This window comes from Nonomuraea sp. NPDC052265, assembly GCF_044547985.1.
Lineage (GTDB): Bacteria > Actinomycetota > Actinomycetes > Streptosporangiales > Streptosporangiaceae > Nonomuraea.
On record NZ_JBIUBJ010000008.1, the window covers coordinates 265338 to 281666 of the forward strand.

Genomic DNA, 16329 nt, shown 5'->3' on the forward strand with positions numbered 1-16329 from the left:
AAGGAAGCCGCGTGCCCCAATACCCGCAGAAGACTCAGGCCTTTGTTGATTTTGAGCGCAACCTGGCCTATGCCAAGCAGCTCATCCACGCGGGCAGTCACTTGGCGGCCATGGGAGTCACATCCTGCGATGTCGATGACCTGCACAGGGCTGCTTGGGTTCAGGGCGTGGCCGCGCTCGACCACTGGGTGCACCAGGAGGTCTACCATCGCACGATCCTGCTCGCTCAACAGCCCGGCATCACCAAGCCACGCAAGTTCCTCGAATTCAGCATCCCCATGGAGCTGTTCGAGAAGGTGCACCACTCGGATCTCCCCCTGGACGTCGCCCTCCGCCGCCATCTGCGCACGGTCATCGGGCGGAAGACCTACCAGGGCCCTGACGACATCAAGGACGGCTTCGCCATCGTCAGCGACGTCTCCCTCTGGGCTACGGTCACCCGAATCGTCAACGATGAGCGCGAGGCAGGTGCCGAGAAGCTGAGCGTCAATCAGGTTCGCAAGTTGCTCGGCTCAATCGTCTGGCGGCGAAACAAGATCGCTCACGAGTCAGATCGCGATCACGACAACAACGACGAGAAGCGTCCCATCAACGCCACACAGGCCATGGAGGCCGTCGAGACGCTCGAAATGATCGCCGCCGCAATACTCGTGGCCATCGACGGGGCACCTTCATAGCAGCTGAGCAGGGGTTTCTTCCAGGGATGGAAATCTCTAGCTGGCTACGGATCACAAGGCGGAACGGTGGCCGAGGCCGTGACAATCGCGGACATCGGTGCCCGACGTAGGGGCTGGGGCAATCGCCGGCAAGGCCCTCCTCCGTCAGGTCTGCTACCGGCTGACCACGCCTGAGGTCGTAGCTTGAGGCGAACCAGCAGCGGATCGGATGCGCAACGGGCCTGACTCCACTCGTTTCGCACATGGACAGCCTCTCGGATGGCAACAGCCAGCGCGGTGGTGCGGTGAATCGAGGACTTGCAAGACTCAGGAGAGTCCGTACTTCTGTCTAACTCCGATGGCTTCATCCTCGGTCACCTCGCTTGGCGTGCCGGCCAACGCCTGCCGCAACTCGTCTACGATCGCTTGCCCTGCAGTTCGCGCTCGGATGCTGAACTGGGTGAGTTGGGCGTCGAACTGCTTGGCGCTGGATCCAGTCCACACCTTGCCAGAGTGGAACATGCGGCAGGGACGATCGATATCGGCTTCGATCTGCTCGATCAGGGGGCCGATCGTGCGTATGGCCTGTTGGAGCGCCTCGTGCAGTGGATTGCTGACCATCGCGTTCAGCCCCCGGGCTTCTGGAGGGTGGGAGTGGCGTCCAGGATGAGTTTCGGTGCGACCAGCTTCATCAGAGCCAGTACATCGGCGGCGTTATCCCGTCCCTTGACCCCATGCACGAGTTCCACGATCACCTGGTCCAGGCCGTGTACCAGGATGGCGGCCGCGTGGGGATCGTCAGCGGTGCTGTCCTGTCCGTAATAGCCGACCGCGCCGGGGACGATCTCCGGTAGGCGCCGGGCCCCTTGATTGACCTCGGCCTCAACTTCCTCCTTTGACCCTGCCGGAGAGAGGGAAACCTGCAGCACCTTTGGCTTGTTCTCTGTCGGTTCGTAGACGTAGCACCCTCCTGTGCCGTAGTTCTTCCCATCCAGCCGCTTGCCCACCGTCATATCGAATTTGCCGCTGACGATAGGGTCTTGAATTCCTGTCATCAGACGCACCGCCTGAAGTGGAATATGGTCGCAGATGTACGGCGGCGCTGCCACGGACGGAAGAGGCGTCCTGTCAACTGGAGCGCTCTGGTCTTGTTGGCATGCGGCCAGTAGGAGTAGCACGCTAAATATAGCCGCCGGAAAGAATCGCTGGATCCTCATTATTTGAACTCCGACTTCCCGTCGTCTAAGCCATCATCCGCCGACTCGGACACGGGTTTCCACTGCTTTCCCGCGAGACCTTCATAAAGCCATCGGTTGTAGGCGTCAAGCCGCGGCTGGGTAACGTCTTCGTAGCGCGCCATCTCCTTCAGGGTCATCAGCGACTCCCCGTCGTCCTTGAGGAAGTTTTTCGGCGACTGGCGAGGATCTTCGCCAGGCTTCAGCCCTTCGAGTGATCCCCACGGATGTGAGGGGGCAGCCGGGTCGGCGCTTCCGAAGAGTCCGTGTCGCAACATAGCGTCGGCGGCCAGCTGATCGAGCAGGAACTTGGCCTTGCCGTTTGCCGTATTGGCGTCGTACGTAGCTGCGTCCGCGTTCTTCTCGGTCTTGGCGGAATCTTCGATCATGCCTGTCCAGGCACCGACCGTACCAGCGGTTATGGCTGCGGCTGCTGTCTGAGGGATGGCGAGCCCGGTGTTGACGATCGCCATGAATATCTTCATGTTCCGCTCTTGGGCCTCGTCCAACTCTTTGCCTTGCTGAATCTTGGCGAGTCCGGTGGCATCAGTAATCAAGCCGAAGCCTGCTCCGGCTTCTCGTACGTTCGTCAAAAGCGTTTCGGCTCCTTTCCCGGATGCTGCCTGTGCGGCGCCGAAGTCAATTAGCTTTCGAGACCAAGCGGTTTGAGCCGATGCCACGGCTGCTAGTGCTTTGGGATCGTTCTTGAAGATGTCCTGCATGACCTTGCGAAGGTCTTCTTTGTTAAACTGTGCGCCCCATACCTGGTCCAATGTCGACTGATGTACGCGTGTGGCGACGAACACTTTTGAATTGCTGGTGTGAGGGAGCCTGGCGACCCGATTTATGTCGTTTATATAGGCAGCGAGGATGCGTGCCGTGGTACCGCTGGTGGCGGATGAGGGGCCATCAGTGCCGGCCAGGATGCGTCGGGCCTCCCAATGGATGAAATCGTAAGCGATTTCCGCTGAGGCGAAGCCAGGCGACGGCGCCTCGGGACTGCCGTCGCGGTCGCGATAAGTCATGGTCGCCGCCTCCAACGCCTTGCCGAACGCTGCCCCCTCGTCATCCATGCGGCGTTGAGTGACGTAGCGTTCCATCACGCTGGGGTCACCGATGAAGAAGTCCTGGGCGGCCTTCGGATGGTTGGCCAGGGCTTTCATCACACCGATCATCGGGTCGTGCGGGATGCTTCCCGACTCCTTCCACGTCTTGCGGTCCAGGGCCTCCAGCGCTTTGGCCGCGCCGACCAGGAAGTCGCGGTCGAAGCGGCCGTAGGGCAGCAGTTCCGCGAGCGCATGCTGGTCGACGGGTACGCGCAGATTGGTGAGAAGTTCCTTCCGCCAGGACGTGCTCAACCGTGTGCTTGCCGCACCCAGAGCCTTGCCGAGGGCGGCCTGCATGCGCTGCTTCCGGGAGTCCTTGGTGTAGGTGAGTGCCGCCGTGAGGTGGCGGAATCGCTCGGTTCCGAGCGCGTACATGAGCGAAGTGGCGAAGTCCGCGTCTCCTGCGCGCTTCTCCAACTCGGCAACGGTCTTCTCGTCCACCGTGGTGTTGCGGTCGAGTCCAGTCAGTGCGCTTGCGGCGGCATAAGCGTCCGCGTTTCCTGAGGCGCGGGTGTAGAGGGCCTCGTCGAAGGGTTGCATGGCGCCGGATGCCTCAGCGCCCCAGGTGGTGGTCACCGCCTGAATGGTGTCGTTGCGGCGGCGTAGTTCCGAGCGCTTGGCGTTGATCCAGTTGCCGAGTTCGCGTATGACGTTCAGGCGGGAGGTGTCGAGGTTCAGGTCCTGCAAGGTCCGGCGGATGTGGGGCTCGCTCCGGGCGATGGTGAATTCAGCTTGGCCGAGGTCGCGCTCGAAGTCGCGCATCAGTTTCGGGTCAATCCCCGAATATCCCCAGTCGGGTGGCTGCGCGACCGCCGGCGGAGTCAGCGACGGCGGTGCCGGTGTGGTGTCCGCGCGGACGGGAGGATCCGCTGGCGGGCGCGCAGGAGAAGGTTGAGGGACCGGGTGAGGTGGGGTTGTCATGACGGGTCTCCGGCGCAGGGGAGAACAACCCCATGGTTCCACGGCCTGATCTTCTCGGTAAGGGGCGCATAACCTAACGGCATGGTCATTCCCGGCGGTGAGACGCGCAGACACCCAGACGTACGCAGAGGACGCCATCTGGGTTCACGTCTATAGAAGCGGGATTCATGCTTGGAGGCATGTCGGGGCTGAATCGCCCACGATCGTCTCGTCTAGAGGTCTCTCTTCAATGACCGTCCATCGGGGGCCACGGCCGATGTGCCTGCGGTTCCTAGAGAAGTGCTGTACAGCAGCGCGTACAGCAACACCGCCTCACGCGATCACATGTCATCAAAGCATACCCGCCGTTTCAGCAGGGTAGGAGGCCACGGATGAGCCGCATGCCCTTCCCTACGGATCAGATGGTGGGTGTGGATCAAGGCGCGGGAGTTCGCCTGCGAAGGAAGAATGAACGCCTCTACGATCAAGGAAAGTCAGGCTGCCGCGAGCGCCGATGACGGCTGACGATCTGCCGCGTCCAGCGTGTGTACCAGTCCAGGAACGGCACCGGTTCGCTCCAGCCCCCATGCAGACGGCCCGACGGCTCAACATCCCTCCAGGGAGCCGACGGCCACCAGTACATGTCCTTCCCCCATCCCATCTCGGTGAGCCAGACCGTGCCGGCGTACTCGCCGTTCATGGCGAGCATGCTGATCCACGAGCACCCGTGGCTGCACAGGAACATGGTCCCGGATGAGGGTTTGTCCATCCACAGGGTGGGGTCTGCTTCCTCGGCAGCGAGGCGCCGCAGTTGCCGCACATCATCCCGGGTCATCGGGAAGGGCTCCCAAGGGTAGGCGGCGACCTCGGGTTCCTCCTGGAAGTCCTCACGCTCCCGTTGGGTCTCTTCCGTGATCCAATGCAGGTCGAGCAAGGGGCCTGGATGGACTCCCCGGCCGAATCGCAGCAGGAACGACCGGAACTCGTCAGGCAGCGGCGCGCCGATCACTCCCTCAAGAGCCACAACCTCGGATTCCGGCAGAGGCACAGCCGTTGAGGGATCAGCAAGCCGGGAGAGTTCGGCAGCCATCTCATCCAGGCTGATGTCTGATCGCATGGATTCTCCCGGTTGAGACGTCAACGCGCACAGGCTAACGGCGTCGAAGAGCGGGTGACTAAGAGCGGCTTTGGACGGCGTGCCCCAGCATCCGGCCACAGGCAGGGTGGTGCGATACTCACCGAATGCCGCTCTACATTCCTCGCGAGGACGCCGGTTACCTCGCCGGCGCCGTACCGGTACTGGTTCTCGTCTCGACCGAACAGATCGAGCGGCTTCCCGGCTTCCGGCTCGATGCAGGCAGGCCGTTGCCCTGTGAGGGCTGGCAGTTCCTTGCCGGCCTGACCGCCTCAGTGGTCGATGGCCCCGGTGGTTCCGGGATCTTCGTCGAAGGCATCGCCCGTCCCGAGGAGGCCGAAGAGCGCTTCGCATGGCTGGAAGCCGTCGATCGTTCCGGCGGTGCGGTCGTGCTGGTCGTCGACTCGCACAGTGCGGTGGACGACTGGGCGGCACTGGCCGATGGCCGGAAGGCCCGGGGCGGGTTCGTACCCGCGGTGCAGCGGACCGATTGACCGCCGAGCGGCAGGACCAGCAGCCGTCTTGGGACAACCGAGGTCTGGCCGATCTTGCTAACAATGTTGCTAACAACGTCCCTGGACGTCGGTGTACGCCCGTGGAACCAGATCAAGCTGAAGAGGTCGTTGAGCAGGCGCTTCTGACGGCGGTGGACGCCCATGGACGATCTCGAACTGGCTACGGATCAGAAGGTTGGGGTTTCGAGTACCTCCGGCCGCACAGCAGGTCAAAGGCCCTTCGGGATTATCCCGGAGGGCCTCTTTCGTGGGCGTACAGCAGCGTTGTACAGCAACGCCGCCGAGCTAACCGTCTGATTCGGCGGTCAGACGCTCGTTCAGCCGGTCGAGCGCCCGCTCACCTGCCGGGCCGGTGCGCCGGGCGGTGCGGGCTGTTCCAGGCGCAGGAACGTCTCCACCGCCTCCGCGCCGAACGGCACCAGCGACACCTCCAGATCGCCGTGCGGCGTCCGGTTCGCCAAGCAGGACCGGACGGCGTCGCGATCTGTGACAGCTCGTCCCGGTGGTTGTCACAAGCCGGGAGGCCGTTCCTCGACCCTCGTCCAGGGTGAAGCCGCCGATCACGGCGGGCTTGAGCGCGGGAGTGCTTCAGAAGGTCGTCAGCCTGCGACTACCCGATTCGCGGCAGCTCGACGCCGTTGTCCGGACCATGATCTCTGACGCATGGACGACCTCCGGGAAGCAGTGAGGCGTGGCGACCCGTTGAGGGTTACCCTGCGGCCGGGCCGTTTCGAGTTCCGAACGCGCTCTCGTGCCGCCGACCGCGTGTTCATGCCGCCGTAGCGGTGCGGAAGTCCTCGTTGGTTGTGTTCCTGGATGGTCGGTCAGGTGATCCTCTGCACGGTCGTACCCTGTCGGATGGCGCGGGGGATCTCGGCGACGGAGTCCACGACGTCGATCAGGTGGGCGATGCTCTCGGCTGGAGCAGTGGAGCTGACGTCGACGGTGTAGGTGATCCCGGTCGACCGCCAGCTCTCGGTGTCGAAGCCGCCGGCCGCGGAAACGCGCACTCCCAGGAGTTCGATTCCCAGTGCGGCGGCCTCCCGGTAGAGGTCGTTGAGGACGCATCCCGCCGCTGCGAGGTGCAGGAGATGTCCTCCGGTGAAGTCCGCCCTGACGCTCACGCCCTCGGGCGTCCACCGATGAGGGAAATGGACCGCGTGCTCGTCCGTCACCTTCAGCGATCCTGCGCTCACGATCACGTTGAAACGATCATCCATGATTCAGCTCCCGGCACCTCGGGCGTACGGACGTGACGACAAGAGCCGTCCTACACGTCGCAGCCGCCAACCGGCAACACGGCACTGCCCCACGGGGACAGCCGCTCATGCCGCTGGGCCGTCTCTGGTGGAGGACGCGTCCGTTCGGCTCGGAGTCCGCTCGTGTAATACGCGTGGCATCCGCACAGCGGAGCGACGCGGACAATGTCGGGACGAATCGCGCGTGGCCGGTGACATTGGCCATCACCGGAGATGTTTGATGGGATTGTCATATGAAGACACGAGGACATGACATCGAGATCACGCCTGCGTCGGACCATGTCGTGGTACGGGTCAAGGACTCGGTCGTCGCGATCTCCTCCCGGCCGCTCGTACTCACCGAGACAGGCTGCCCACCGCGGTACTACCTGCCGCCGGACGATGTGAAGATGGATCTGCTCCGGTCGTCGACGACGACGTCGCACTGCCCGTTCAAGGGTGATGCCGTCTACTGGTCGGTGGACACTGGTGACGGTCTGGCCGAAGACGTGGTCTGGTCCTACCCGGAGCCGTTTGCGCGGGTCGAGCAGATCGCGGGCCGGCTCGCCTTCTGGGCGGAGAAGCCAGGCGTCACCCTTGAGGTGAACGGGCAGGGTGCGTAAGCGTCGCCTGCGGATCGGGCAGGCCACCGACGTTGTCGAGGGCTTTGCGCAGGCGGGTCTGGGAGTCGAGGAACCAGTCAAGAGGTGAAGGCCGTCTGAGCACAACCCGTCGAGACGTCGCGGCGGGCCGCGCGCCGGAGGCGGCGCAGGCTGGTGAATCGTCCGTAAGCTGAGGATGTGTCTCCCGCACTGGTCCTCCTGGACGGCGTCCGCTGGCGCGGCGCGCACGTGGTGAGCGACCGCGCGCACACCCTGCTGGCCGTGCTGGCCCTGCAAGGCCGTGCGGGGGTGGGCGACGAGCGGCTGGCCGAGGAGCTGTGGCCCGACGGGGCGCCGGCCAACCCGACCAAGGCGCTGCAGGTGGTCGTCTCCCGTACCAGGGCGGTGACCTGCCCCGACGTCGTCGTGCGCGTCCCGCGCGGCTACCGGCTCGGGCTCCCCGCCGCACAGGTCGACGTGCTGCTGCTCGGGACGCTGGTGGAGCAGGCGCGGGCGGCGCTGGGCGAGGGCGACACCGCGCTGGCGCGCCGCCGTGCCGAGGAGGCCATGGACCTCGTCGTGGCCGGCCCCGACGGCGCCACGGGCGCGCTCGCCGACCTGCGCGCCGTCGCGGCGCGGCAGGGGGCCGAGGCCCGGCGGGTGGCCGCGATCGCGGGCAGCCGCAGCGGCGCGCACGAGAGCGCGCTGCCGCTGCTGGAGCAGGTCGCGGCCGAACGGCCGCAGGACGAGGAGCTGCTCACCTGCCTGCTGCGCAGCGAGGCCGCGGTACGCGGCGCCGCCGCCGCGCTGGAGCGCTACGAACGCCACCGCTCGGCCCTGATCGCCCGTCTCGGCACCGAACCGGGCCCCGGCCTGGCCCGCGTGTACGCCGAACTCCTCGCCGCCGACCGGCCGGTACGCGTGGGCGTGCAGTTCGACGGTTCCTCCCTGCTCGGCCGCGAAGGCGACATCCGTGCGATCCACTCCCTGTTGCCGACCAGCCGGGTGGTCTCCGTCATCGGCCCCGGCGGCCTGGGCAAGACGAGGCTGGCTCATGTCGTCGGCAGGAACGCCGCGCAGCCCGTCGTCCACTTCATCGAGCTGGTCGGCGTCTCCTCGCCGGAGGGCGTGGTGGGCGAGGTGGGGTCGGCGCTCGGGGTCCGCGACTCGGTCGGCGGGCGTCGTACCCTGAGCGCCGAGCAGCGCGCCGACGTACGGGCCCGGATCGCCCAGCATCTCGACCAGGCTCCGGCGTTGCTGATCCTGGACAACTGCGAGCACGTGATCGAGGCCGTCGCCGACCTGGTGGCGTTCCTCACCGTGACGGCCCGCGACCTGCGGGTGCTCACCACCTCGCGCGCTCCCCTGTCGATCCCCGCCGAACGCGTCTACCTGCTCGGCGAGCTGCTCGCGGACGACGCCGCGGAGCTGTTCCGCCAGCGCGCCACGGCCGCCCGTCCGGGGGTGCGGCTCGACGGGCGGGCGGTCGGGGAGGTCGTCGCCCGCCTCGACGGGCTGCCGCTCGCGATCGAGCTGGCCGCGGCCAAGGTGCGGGTGATGTCGGTGGAGGAGATCGCGCGGCGGCTGGCCGACCGGTTCGCCCTGCTGCGCGGCGGCAACCGTACGGCCCCCGACCGCCACCAGACGCTGCTCGCGGTGATCGACTGGTCGTGGAACCTGCTGGACGAGCCCCAACGGCAGGCGTGGCGCTGGTTGTCGCTGTTCGGCGACGGGTTCACACTGGCCGCGGCCGAGCACGTCCTCGGCCAGGACGCCCTGCACGTCGTGGACGCGCTCACCGAGCAGTCGATCATCAGCGTCCGCGAGACGGCGTACGGCCTGCGCTACCGCATGCTGGAGACCGTCAGGGAGTTCGGCCGGATGCGGCTGAAGGAGGCCGGCGAGGAGGCCGCGGCACGGACGGCGCAACGGGAGTGGGCGACGGCGTACGCCCTCGAACACGCCCACAAGCTGTTCAGCCCGCAGCAGTACGCGGCGGCCGACGCGCTGCGCGCGGAGGAGGGCAACCTCGCCGACCTGCTCCGGCAGGCGCTCGCCGAGCCCGATCCGGTCACGACGGTCCAGTTGCTGGCCGGTGTGGGCGCGCTGTGGTCGGTCCGCGGCGACCACACCCGGATCTTCGTCCACCGGGAGGCGATCGGCCAGGCCGTCAAGGGCTGGGCCCCGCCGCCCCACCTCGTCGAGGTGACCAGAGCCGCCCTGCTGATCGCGCTGATGAACGCCATCGCCGTGTCCGACCGCGCCCACGATCCCCTGCGCCTGCTCCTCTGCGAGCTGCCGGAGACCGACGAGACCGATCCCCGCCTGAGGGCGATGAGCACGGTGGCGCTCTCGTGGGACCGGGACGACGCCTTCCGCAAGCTGATGGCGCTGCGCCGGAGCACCAACCGCGACGTGGCGCTGGCGGCGGCGCAGGCGAGCATCCACATCCTGGAGAACGTGGGAGCGGTGGACGAGGCGATCGAGGCCGCCGAGCAGACCCTGTCGTTGCTCCGCGACGACGAGGGGCCGTGGATCTCCGCGATCACGCACACCGTGCTGGCCCATCTGGTCATGCAGCTCGGCGACCGCGGCCGGGCGGTCGGACACGCGCGGACCGCCATCCCGATCCTGCACCGGCTCGGCGCCGCCGACGACGAGGCCCAGCTCCGCTCGGTCCTGCTGGTCTCGGCGCTGGCCGACGGCGATCTCGACGCCGCCGAGGCCGAGCTCGCCGGCATCACCCGGATCAACGACGGTGACGCGGTGCTCGGCGGGGCGGCGATCGACCTGCTGTGCGCGGCCGAGATCGCTCTGGCCCGCGGGCAGGCGGCCGCGGCGCTGGCGGAGTACCGCAGGGCGGTCGAGCGAGCGCGCGACCTGCGTCCGCCGGGGGTGCCGCGCGAGGCGGCCACGCCCTGGTCGATCATCGCGGAGGCGATCACGCTGACGGCGTACGCGCACCACGCCGGACCTGCGGACGTCCGGTTCGGCGAGGAGCTGTATGCCACCGCGCAGCGCTACGACCTGCTGGTCGTGGAGAACCCGGTCCTCGACTTCCCGGTGTGCGGCGCGATGTTGTTCGCGCTCGGGACCTGGGGGCTGCTGCGGGAGGTCATGGCGCCGCGCGACGCGATCAGGCTGCTGGTGCTGGCCGAACGGTTCACGTACAACGGCACGATGCCGAGCATGAGCTTCGAGCGGATCGAGCCGTACGCCGAACGGGCCGCGCCCGGCATGCTCGCCGCCGTCCGCGCGGAGTACGGCGACCGGCGCGGACCGGACCTGCTCGACGAGGCGCGGCGGCACGTCGAGCAGCTCTTCGGCCCTGACCGGCCGCGCTCACATGTGCCGCTTGTAGCTGCGCACCGACAGGGGCGCGAAGATCGCGATGACCGCCGCGCAGGCCACGAGCGTCCAGGCCACCTCGCCGCTGACGAGGGCGCTGTTGGCGAGGTCCCGGGCGGCCGTGACCAGGTGTGAGACCGGATTGACCCGGACGAACGCGGCCAGCCAGCCGGGCAGGGTCTCCACGGGGACGAACGCGTTCGACAGGAACGTCAGCGGGAACAGGATCATCATCGAGATGCCCTGCACGGCCTGGGCGCTCCGGGCGATCGTGCCGACCCAGGTGAAGATCCACGCCAGCGACCAGCCCGTGAAGATGGCCAGCAGGATCGCGGCCAGCACGCCCACCGCGCCACCGCCCGGCCGGTAGCCCATCACCAGGCCCATGCCGAAGGTCAGCGTGGCCGCGATCGTGTAACGCAGCAGGTCGGCCACCATCGGGCCGGCGAGCGGCGCGATGCGGGCGATCGGCAACGACTTGAACCGGTCGAAGACGCCCTTCTCCATGTCCTCGCGGAGCTGCGTGCCCGTGGCCATGCATGTCGTCAGCACCGTCTGGGCGAGGATGCCGGGGATCATCAGCGGGAGGTAGCTCTGCACGTCGCCGGCGATGGCGCCGCCGAAGATGAAGGCGAACATCGCGGTGAACAGGATCGGCTGCAGTGCCACGTCGAAGAACTGCTCCGGGTTGCGGCGCATCTTCTTCAGCGCCCGCCAGGCCATCGACAGGGTCTGGCCGATGGTCTCCCCCATGGTCACGCGCCGCCGGGCGGCCTCCACGCGGTCGGCTGCCCGCACCGTCTGGCGAGTGGGGGTGATCATGGTGCTCATCGGTTCTCCTCCGCGGCCGTTCCGGCGTCGCCGTCCGTCTCGTGGCCGGTCAGTACGAGGAACACCTCGTCCAGGCTGGGCTTGGCCACGCTCACCGAGGAGATCGACACCCCGGCGGTACGCAGCGCGATCAGCACCTCGGCGGCCAGGTCCGCCTGGTCGAGTGCGACGTTGAGGCGGCCCTGCTCCGGGCTGAGCACCGGGTCGGAGCCGAGCACGCGCCGCACGACCTCGACGGCGGCGGGCACTTCGTCCGGGTCGGCGAGCAGCAGTTGGAGGGTCGAGTTGCCGACCGCGCTCTTCAGCTCGTCGGGCGTGCCCTCGGCGACCTTGCGTCCGTGGTCGATGACGGCGATGCGGTCGGCGAGCTGGTCGGCCTCGTCCAGGTACTGGGTGGTCAGCAGCACCGTGCAGCCGTCGGCGACCAGGTCGCGGATGGCGTCCCACATCTGGCCGCGGGTACGCGGGTCGAGGCCGGTGGTGGGCTCGTCCAGGAAGATCAGCGGTGGCCTGGTGATCAGGCTGACCGCCAGGTCGAGGCGCCTGCGCATGCCGCCGGAGAACTGCGCGATCGGCTTGTCGGCCGCGTCCTCCAGGCCGAACTGGCCCAGCAGCTCGGTGGCGATGCTCCGGGCGCGCGGCTTGGCGATGCCCTGGAGGCGGCTGAACAGCCAGAGGTTCTCGCGGGCGGTCAGGTTCTCGTCGACCGAGGCGTACTGTCCGGTGACGCCGACGAGCTGGCGGATCACGTGCGGGTTGGCGGCCACGTCCACCCCGAAGATCTCGGCGCGGCCGGCGTCGATCTTCAGGAGGGTGGCCAGCATGCGGAGGGTGGTGGTCTTCCCCGCGCCGTTGGGGCCGAGGACGCCGAAGATCTCGCCTGTGCGTACGTCCAGGTCGATGCCGTCCACGGCGCGGTGTGCGCCGAACGTCTTCACCAGCCCTTCGGCGCGTACGGCGAGCTCGGTGGTCCCGCTGCGGGGTGGGCCGACCCCGGTGTGCCCGAGTTCTGCGATGCTCATGGACCCACTGTCGGTGACGCCGGTTTCACGGTGCCCTCGACGCGGTTTCACCGGTTGCCCAGGAGAATGTACGAATGCGTGAAGCGCCGTGGATGGTCCTCATCGGTCCCGCCGCAGCGGGCAAAAGCACCCTCGGCGAGGCGATGGCCTCGGCGACGGGACGCGGCTTCGTCGACATCGACGCGATCGGCGGCGACTACTACGCCGAGGTGGGATGGGACATGGACCGGCTGCGCTCCCGCATCCGGCAGGTGGGCCGGGTCGCGGCCGAACGGGAATGGGAGCCGGCGCGCGCCCATGCCGTGGAACGCGTGGTGGTCGACCATCCGGACGCGATCGTCGCGCTGGGGGCCGGCCACAGCCACTACACGCGGCCGGAGCTGTTCCGGCGGGTCCGGAGCGCCCTCGCCTCCGTCGCGCACGTGGTGCTGGTGCTGCCCTGTCCTGACCAGGAACGATCCGTCCAGGTCCTGCGGCGGCGCAGCCTCGCCACGAAGCAGACCGACTGGATCAGCGCCGACGGCCACGACTTCCTCGCGGAGTGGGTGCGCGACCCGGGCAACCGCGCCTTGGCGACGATCGTCCTCCACACCGACGGCGAACTCCCCGCCCGAACCCGCACCCGCCTCCTGACCATGTGCGGCCCGGCCTGACAGCGCTCCTCGACGATCGACGGTCCGGTGAACAGTTCGGCCGCGCGGTCGGCGAGGCGGCGGTCGTGGTTGCCGCGCTTCCCCTTCGTCAGGGCGGACGGGCTACCGTTCGGAGCCGAAGCGGTAGACCGTCGAGGTTCTGGCCTGGAAGCCGAGGCGTTCGTACAGGCGGTTGGCGGCCTCGCGATCGGGCCGGGAGGTGAGGTCGACCGTACGGGCCCGGGCCTGTCCGGCCAGGTGCAGGGCGTGCCGGGTGAGCTCGGCGGCGACCCCGCGCCCCCGCGCCGAGGCGTCGACCACCACGTCCTCGATGCGGGCGCGCATGCCGGTCGCCACGGGGAACAGGACCAGCGTCAACGTGCCGACGATCCGCCCGTCCAGGCGGGCGGTCAGCACGGTGATCGCCTCACTGCGCACGACGCGTTCGAGCGCAGCCCGGTCCAGCGGCTCGGCGGACGCGGAGAGCTGCGGCAGCAGCACCCCGAAGGCGTCCACGAGCTCCTGGTCCACCTCACGCACGACGTCCACCTCGACACCCATGCGCCCGACCCTACCGATCACGGAGCTGATGCAGGCGTCGGCCCGCCGCCGACGGCCAGGGGCACGGCTCCCAAAAGGCCCGACGTCGTCCGCCGTGACGGCTGCGCGAATCCGGCTCCACCCATGCACACCTCTCCTCGGGCAGGTCCAGGAAGAAGAATGCGACCGTCGGCGTCGTTTCCCCGGCGTTTCCGCGCGCCATAGTCTCATCGGAAAATAACGAGCTGCATTAATCTGGCGACTGTGAGTGATGGACCCGCTGTCGGTACGCCCCCGCTTCGCCGTACCCTCACCCGTGTCCTCCGTCGCGTCGGGAGGCGGGGCGCCTCCCTGACGTTCGTCGGCCTGCTGAGCCTGGCCATCGCGGCTTCGCTGGCGTTCGTGCCGGGCAACCAGCGCGGCACCCCGGGCTACGCCACGCTGGCCGTCATCGCGCCGCTGCCCGCCTGGGCGGTGGTCTGGTGCGCGCTCGGCATGCTCTGCCTGACGCAGGCGTTCATGCGGTCCGACCGGGTGGCCTTCGCCGCGGCGACCGCGGTGCTCCTCACGTACGGGCTGATCTATCTGATCTCGACCTTCACCGGCGACAACCCGCGCGGCTGGGTCGGCGGGGCGGTCTGGCTGGCCTTCGGCGGCTGGATCGCGCTGATCGCCACCTGGCCCGAGGCGGTCGTGCTCGACCGCCTGCCAGGCCGCCGCGCGGGCTCGTCCACGGCCGTCATCGTGGCCGACGCCGCCGGGACGATCCAGTCGTGGAACCCCCAGGCCGAGGCCCTGTTCGGCTGGGACACCGACGAGGCGGTCGGCAGGTCGCTGACGATCCTGATGCCGCCGCGCTTCCGTGACCCGCACACCGACGGGCTCGCCCGGTTGCTCTCCGACGGCCGCTCAGAGCTGTCCGGCCGGCTCATCCCGCTGGTCGGCCTCCACCGCGACGGCAGCGAGTTCGCGATCGCGCTGACGGTCAACGCCTGGCACAGCGACGACGGCGTCACCTACACAGGGGTGATCCGTCCCTTGGGGGGCCGCCATGTCCGGTCTGAGTGACATCCTGGTCCAGCTCGGCGTCGGCATCGTCCCGCTCGGCGTGGCCTACCTCGCCTTCCGGTCCGCGACGGACGCCAGCAAGAAGTCCCAGCAGAGCGCGTTGCTCCAGGTCGAGCACCAGGCCGAGGCCGAGCGCTCGAAGGTCGACGCCGAGGCTTTCATCCGCGCCAAGACGATCTACGAGGACGCGCTGGCGCAGATGGAGAAGCAGATGACCAGGATGCAGGGCCAGGCCAGCCAGCTCGGCGCGGAGCTGGTCGACGAGCAGAGCAGCTCGGTCGCGATGCGCGACCAGATCCGCCGGTTGCAGGCCCAGATCCGGGCCCTGGAACGCACGGTCCTCGCGTTGCGCTCCCAGCTCGTGGACGCGGGCCTGTCGCCCGCGCCGCCGTCCGACCTGACCGGGCCCCACCTGCTGAGGCCGCAGCGCTCGGCCGACTAGGAGGCGTCGCGGGCGAGGCCGTGGGCGGCGGCCAGCAGCTCTATGGAGCGCAGCCACGCCTTCCTGTCGGGCGCCGAGGAGACGACGATCAGCTCGTCGGCCCGGGCGTGCGCGGCGAAGCGGGTCAGATAGTCCTCCACCTCGACCGGCGTGCCGACGGCGGAGTACTGCATCATCCGCAGGATCTGCTGCCCGGCCGGCGAATCGAGCACCGTGTCGGCCTCCTCCGGCGTGAACGCGCGCCCGCGCCCGAGGAACCGGCTCACCCGGTACCGCTTGGCCGTCAGCAGCTGCTCCTGCGCCTCCTCGCCGGTGTCGGCGGCGATCACGTTCACCCCGGCGATGACGTACGGCTCGGCGAGCTGCTCGGACGGCTTGAACTCGCGCCGGTAGAGCGCCACGGCCTCCTCCAGCGCGTCGGGCGCGAAGTGCGAGGCGAACGCGTACGGCAGCCCGAGCGCGGCGGCGAGCTGGGCGCCGAACAGCGACGAGCCGAGGATGTACAGCGGCACGTTCGTGCCCTTGCCGGGCGTGGCGTCCACACCGGGGATGCGCGACTCGCCGGTCAGGTATCCCTGCAGTTCGAGGACGTCCTGGGGGAAGGTGTCGGCGGCGCCGGGGGTGCGCCGCAGGGCGCGCATGGTCGGCTGGTCGCTGCCGGGGGCGCGGCCGAGGCCGAGGTCGATGCGGCCGGGGTGGAGGGTCTCCAGGGTGCCGAACTGCTCGGCGATGGTCAGCGGGGAGTGGTTGGGCAGCATGATGCCGCCCGCTCCGAGGCGGATCGTCCTGGTGTGGGCGGCCACGTGGGCGATGAGCACGCTGGTGGCCGAGGAGGCGATGCTCGGCATGTTGTGGTGCTCGGCGTACCAGATGCGGTGATATCCCAGTTCTTCGGCCCGCTGGGCCAGGCCCACGCTGGCGGCCAGGCTCTCGCTCGCCGTCTCCCCGTCGCCGATGTGCGCCAGATCAAGGATGGAGAGTGGAACAGTCATGGGGAACGAGCCCTTTCGCCTGGACGGTGGCCATCGGGCAGTGTAACCGTAACGGCTCTCCGCTTAT

General features: G+C 68.3%; 16 protein-coding genes and 1 pseudogene. 7 read left to right on the top strand and 10 right to left on the bottom strand.

All coding sequences use genetic code 11. From position 1 onward, the window contains the following. The first annotated feature begins 11 nt into the window (after positions 1-11). A complete protein-coding gene (locus ACIHAD_RS25100) occupies positions 12-677 on the top strand; it encodes a hypothetical protein (RefSeq protein ID WP_357983139.1) in 666 nt (221 codons plus the stop codon). 306 nt (positions 678-983) lie between these two features. Here the strand turns inward: ACIHAD_RS25100 and ACIHAD_RS25105 are convergent, their stop codons facing one another. The 4 genes from ACIHAD_RS25105 to ACIHAD_RS25120 all read right to left on the bottom strand — a co-directional run bounded on the left by ACIHAD_RS25105 (position 984) and on the right by ACIHAD_RS25120 (position 5014). Further along, positions 984-1277, bottom strand: coding sequence for a hypothetical protein (locus ACIHAD_RS25105; protein WP_397357042.1), 294 nt, complete (start codon positions 1275-1277; stop codon positions 984-986). Positions 1278-1282: 5 nt separating this feature from the next. Next, positions 1283-1765: a hypothetical protein gene (locus ACIHAD_RS25110; RefSeq protein ID WP_397357043.1), complete on the bottom strand. Its 483-nt coding sequence runs from the start codon at positions 1763-1765 to the stop codon at positions 1283-1285. Between the two features lie 107 nt (positions 1766-1872). Then, the gene (locus tag ACIHAD_RS25115) at positions 1873-3759 is read right to left on the bottom strand and encodes a hypothetical protein (protein WP_397357044.1); all 1887 of its coding nucleotides are present in this window, start codon (positions 3757-3759) and stop codon (positions 1873-1875) included. Positions 3760-4381: 622 nt separating this feature from the next. Further along, on the bottom strand, positions 4382-5014 hold the full coding sequence (locus tag ACIHAD_RS25120; RefSeq protein WP_397357045.1) for an SMI1/KNR4 family protein: 633 nt from the start codon (positions 5012-5014) through the stop codon (positions 4382-4384). A 125-nt stretch (positions 5015-5139) separates the two neighbouring features. Between ACIHAD_RS25120 and ACIHAD_RS25125 the strand changes: the two genes are divergently transcribed. Then, positions 5140-5526 carry a hypothetical protein gene (locus ACIHAD_RS25125; RefSeq protein ID WP_397357046.1) on the top strand — a complete coding sequence of 129 codons (387 nt, stop codon included), beginning with the start codon at positions 5140-5142 and terminating at the stop codon, positions 5524-5526. Between the two features lie 338 nt (positions 5527-5864). Here ACIHAD_RS25125 and ACIHAD_RS25130 read toward each other — a convergent pair whose 3' ends face one another. Both ACIHAD_RS25130 and ACIHAD_RS25135 read right to left on the bottom strand, forming a co-directional pair. Beyond that, complete coding sequence (locus ACIHAD_RS25130; RefSeq protein ID WP_397357047.1) at positions 5865-6008, bottom strand: hypothetical protein; 144 nt, start codon at positions 6006-6008, stop codon at positions 5865-5867. Positions 6009-6371: 363 nt separating this feature from the next. Then, positions 6372-6767 (bottom strand): OsmC family protein, encoded by a 396-nt coding sequence (locus tag ACIHAD_RS25135; protein ID WP_397357048.1) that lies wholly within the window; start codon positions 6765-6767, stop codon positions 6372-6374. A gap of 272 nt (positions 6768-7039) precedes the next feature. Here ACIHAD_RS25135 and ACIHAD_RS25140 point away from each other — a divergent pair, with 272 nt between their 5' ends. Then, on the top strand, positions 7040-7408 hold the full coding sequence (locus tag ACIHAD_RS25140; protein WP_397357049.1) for a DUF427 domain-containing protein: 369 nt from the start codon (positions 7040-7042) through the stop codon (positions 7406-7408). Positions 7409-7864: 456 nt separating this feature from the next. Next, positions 7865-9049, top strand: a pseudogene (locus ACIHAD_RS25145) (ATP-binding protein); the annotation flags it as partial. A gap of 1680 nt (positions 9050-10729) precedes the next feature. Here ACIHAD_RS25145 and ACIHAD_RS25150 read toward each other — a convergent pair. Together ACIHAD_RS25150 and ACIHAD_RS25155 are read right to left on the bottom strand one after the other, a co-directional pair. Beyond that, positions 10730-11566 (bottom strand): ABC transporter permease, encoded by an 837-nt coding sequence (locus ACIHAD_RS25150; protein ID WP_397357051.1) that lies wholly within the window; start codon positions 11564-11566, stop codon positions 10730-10732. Beyond that, positions 11563-12588 (bottom strand): ATP-binding cassette domain-containing protein, encoded by a 1026-nt coding sequence (locus tag ACIHAD_RS25155; protein ID WP_397357052.1) that lies wholly within the window; start codon positions 12586-12588, stop codon positions 11563-11565. Before ACIHAD_RS25155 ends, ACIHAD_RS25150 begins: the two co-directional genes overlap by 4 nt. A gap of 74 nt (positions 12589-12662) precedes the next feature. Between ACIHAD_RS25155 and ACIHAD_RS25160 the strand changes: the two genes are divergently transcribed. Next, a complete protein-coding gene (locus tag ACIHAD_RS25160; RefSeq protein ID WP_397357053.1) occupies positions 12663-13241 on the top strand; it encodes a shikimate kinase in 579 nt (192 codons plus the stop codon). Positions 13242-13343: 102 nt separating this feature from the next. Here ACIHAD_RS25160 and ACIHAD_RS25165 read toward each other — a convergent pair whose 3' ends face one another. After that, positions 13344-13781 (bottom strand): GNAT family N-acetyltransferase, encoded by a 438-nt coding sequence (locus ACIHAD_RS25165; RefSeq protein WP_397357054.1) that lies wholly within the window; start codon positions 13779-13781, stop codon positions 13344-13346. Between the two features lie 243 nt (positions 13782-14024). On the opposite strand from ACIHAD_RS25165, the gene ACIHAD_RS25170 reads away from it, so the two are divergent. Continuing rightward, positions 14025-14828, top strand: a complete 804-nt coding sequence (locus tag ACIHAD_RS25170; RefSeq protein WP_397357055.1) for a PAS domain S-box protein — start codon at positions 14025-14027, stop codon at positions 14826-14828. Then, positions 14812-15270, top strand: a complete 459-nt coding sequence (locus tag ACIHAD_RS25175) for a hypothetical protein (protein ID WP_397357056.1) — start codon at positions 14812-14814, stop codon at positions 15268-15270. The genes ACIHAD_RS25170 and ACIHAD_RS25175 overlap by 17 nt, the downstream gene beginning before the upstream one ends. Here ACIHAD_RS25175 and ACIHAD_RS25180 read toward each other — a convergent pair. After that, complete coding sequence (locus ACIHAD_RS25180; RefSeq protein ID WP_397357057.1) at positions 15267-16262, bottom strand: LLM class flavin-dependent oxidoreductase; 996 nt, start codon at positions 16260-16262, stop codon at positions 15267-15269. The genes ACIHAD_RS25175 and ACIHAD_RS25180 overlap by 4 nt on opposite strands. Positions 16263-16329 lie beyond the last annotated feature (67 nt).

What these genes read in the sequence shown, in the direction of transcription:
- ACIHAD_RS25105 (WP_397357042.1), bottom strand. Translation starts at nt 1,277, where the DNA reads ATGGTCAGCAATCCACTGCACGAGGCGCTCCAACAGGCCATACGCACG.
- ACIHAD_RS25115 (WP_397357044.1), bottom strand. Translation starts at nt 3,759, where the DNA reads ATGCGCGACTTCGAGCGCGACCTCGGCCAAGCTGAATTCACCATCGCC.
- ACIHAD_RS25120 (WP_397357045.1), bottom strand. Translation starts at nt 5,014, where the DNA reads ATGCGATCAGACATCAGCCTGGATGAGATGGCTGCCGAACTCTCCCGG.
- ACIHAD_RS25125 (WP_397357046.1), top strand. Translation starts at nt 5,140, where the DNA reads ATGCCGCTCTACATTCCTCGCGAGGACGCCGGTTACCTCGCCGGCGCC.
- ACIHAD_RS25135 (WP_397357048.1), bottom strand. Translation starts at nt 6,767, where the DNA reads ATGGATGATCGTTTCAACGTGATCGTGAGCGCAGGATCGCTGAAGGTG.
- ACIHAD_RS25140 (WP_397357049.1), top strand. Translation starts at nt 7,040, where the DNA reads ATGAAGACACGAGGACATGACATCGAGATCACGCCTGCGTCGGACCAT.
- ACIHAD_RS25150 (WP_397357051.1), bottom strand. Translation starts at nt 11,566, where the DNA reads ATGAGCACCATGATCACCCCCACTCGCCAGACGGTGCGGGCAGCCGAC.
- ACIHAD_RS25155 (WP_397357052.1), bottom strand. Translation starts at nt 12,588, where the DNA reads ATGAGCATCGCAGAACTCGGGCACACCGGGGTCGGCCCACCCCGCAGC.
- ACIHAD_RS25160 (WP_397357053.1), top strand. Translation starts at nt 12,663, where the DNA reads ATGCGTGAAGCGCCGTGGATGGTCCTCATCGGTCCCGCCGCAGCGGGC.
- ACIHAD_RS25165 (WP_397357054.1), bottom strand. Translation starts at nt 13,781, where the DNA reads ATGGGTGTCGAGGTGGACGTCGTGCGTGAGGTGGACCAGGAGCTCGTG.
- ACIHAD_RS25175 (WP_397357056.1), top strand. Translation starts at nt 14,812, where the DNA reads ATGTCCGGTCTGAGTGACATCCTGGTCCAGCTCGGCGTCGGCATCGTC.
- ACIHAD_RS25180 (WP_397357057.1), bottom strand. Translation starts at nt 16,262, where the DNA reads ATGACTGTTCCACTCTCCATCCTTGATCTGGCGCACATCGGCGACGGG.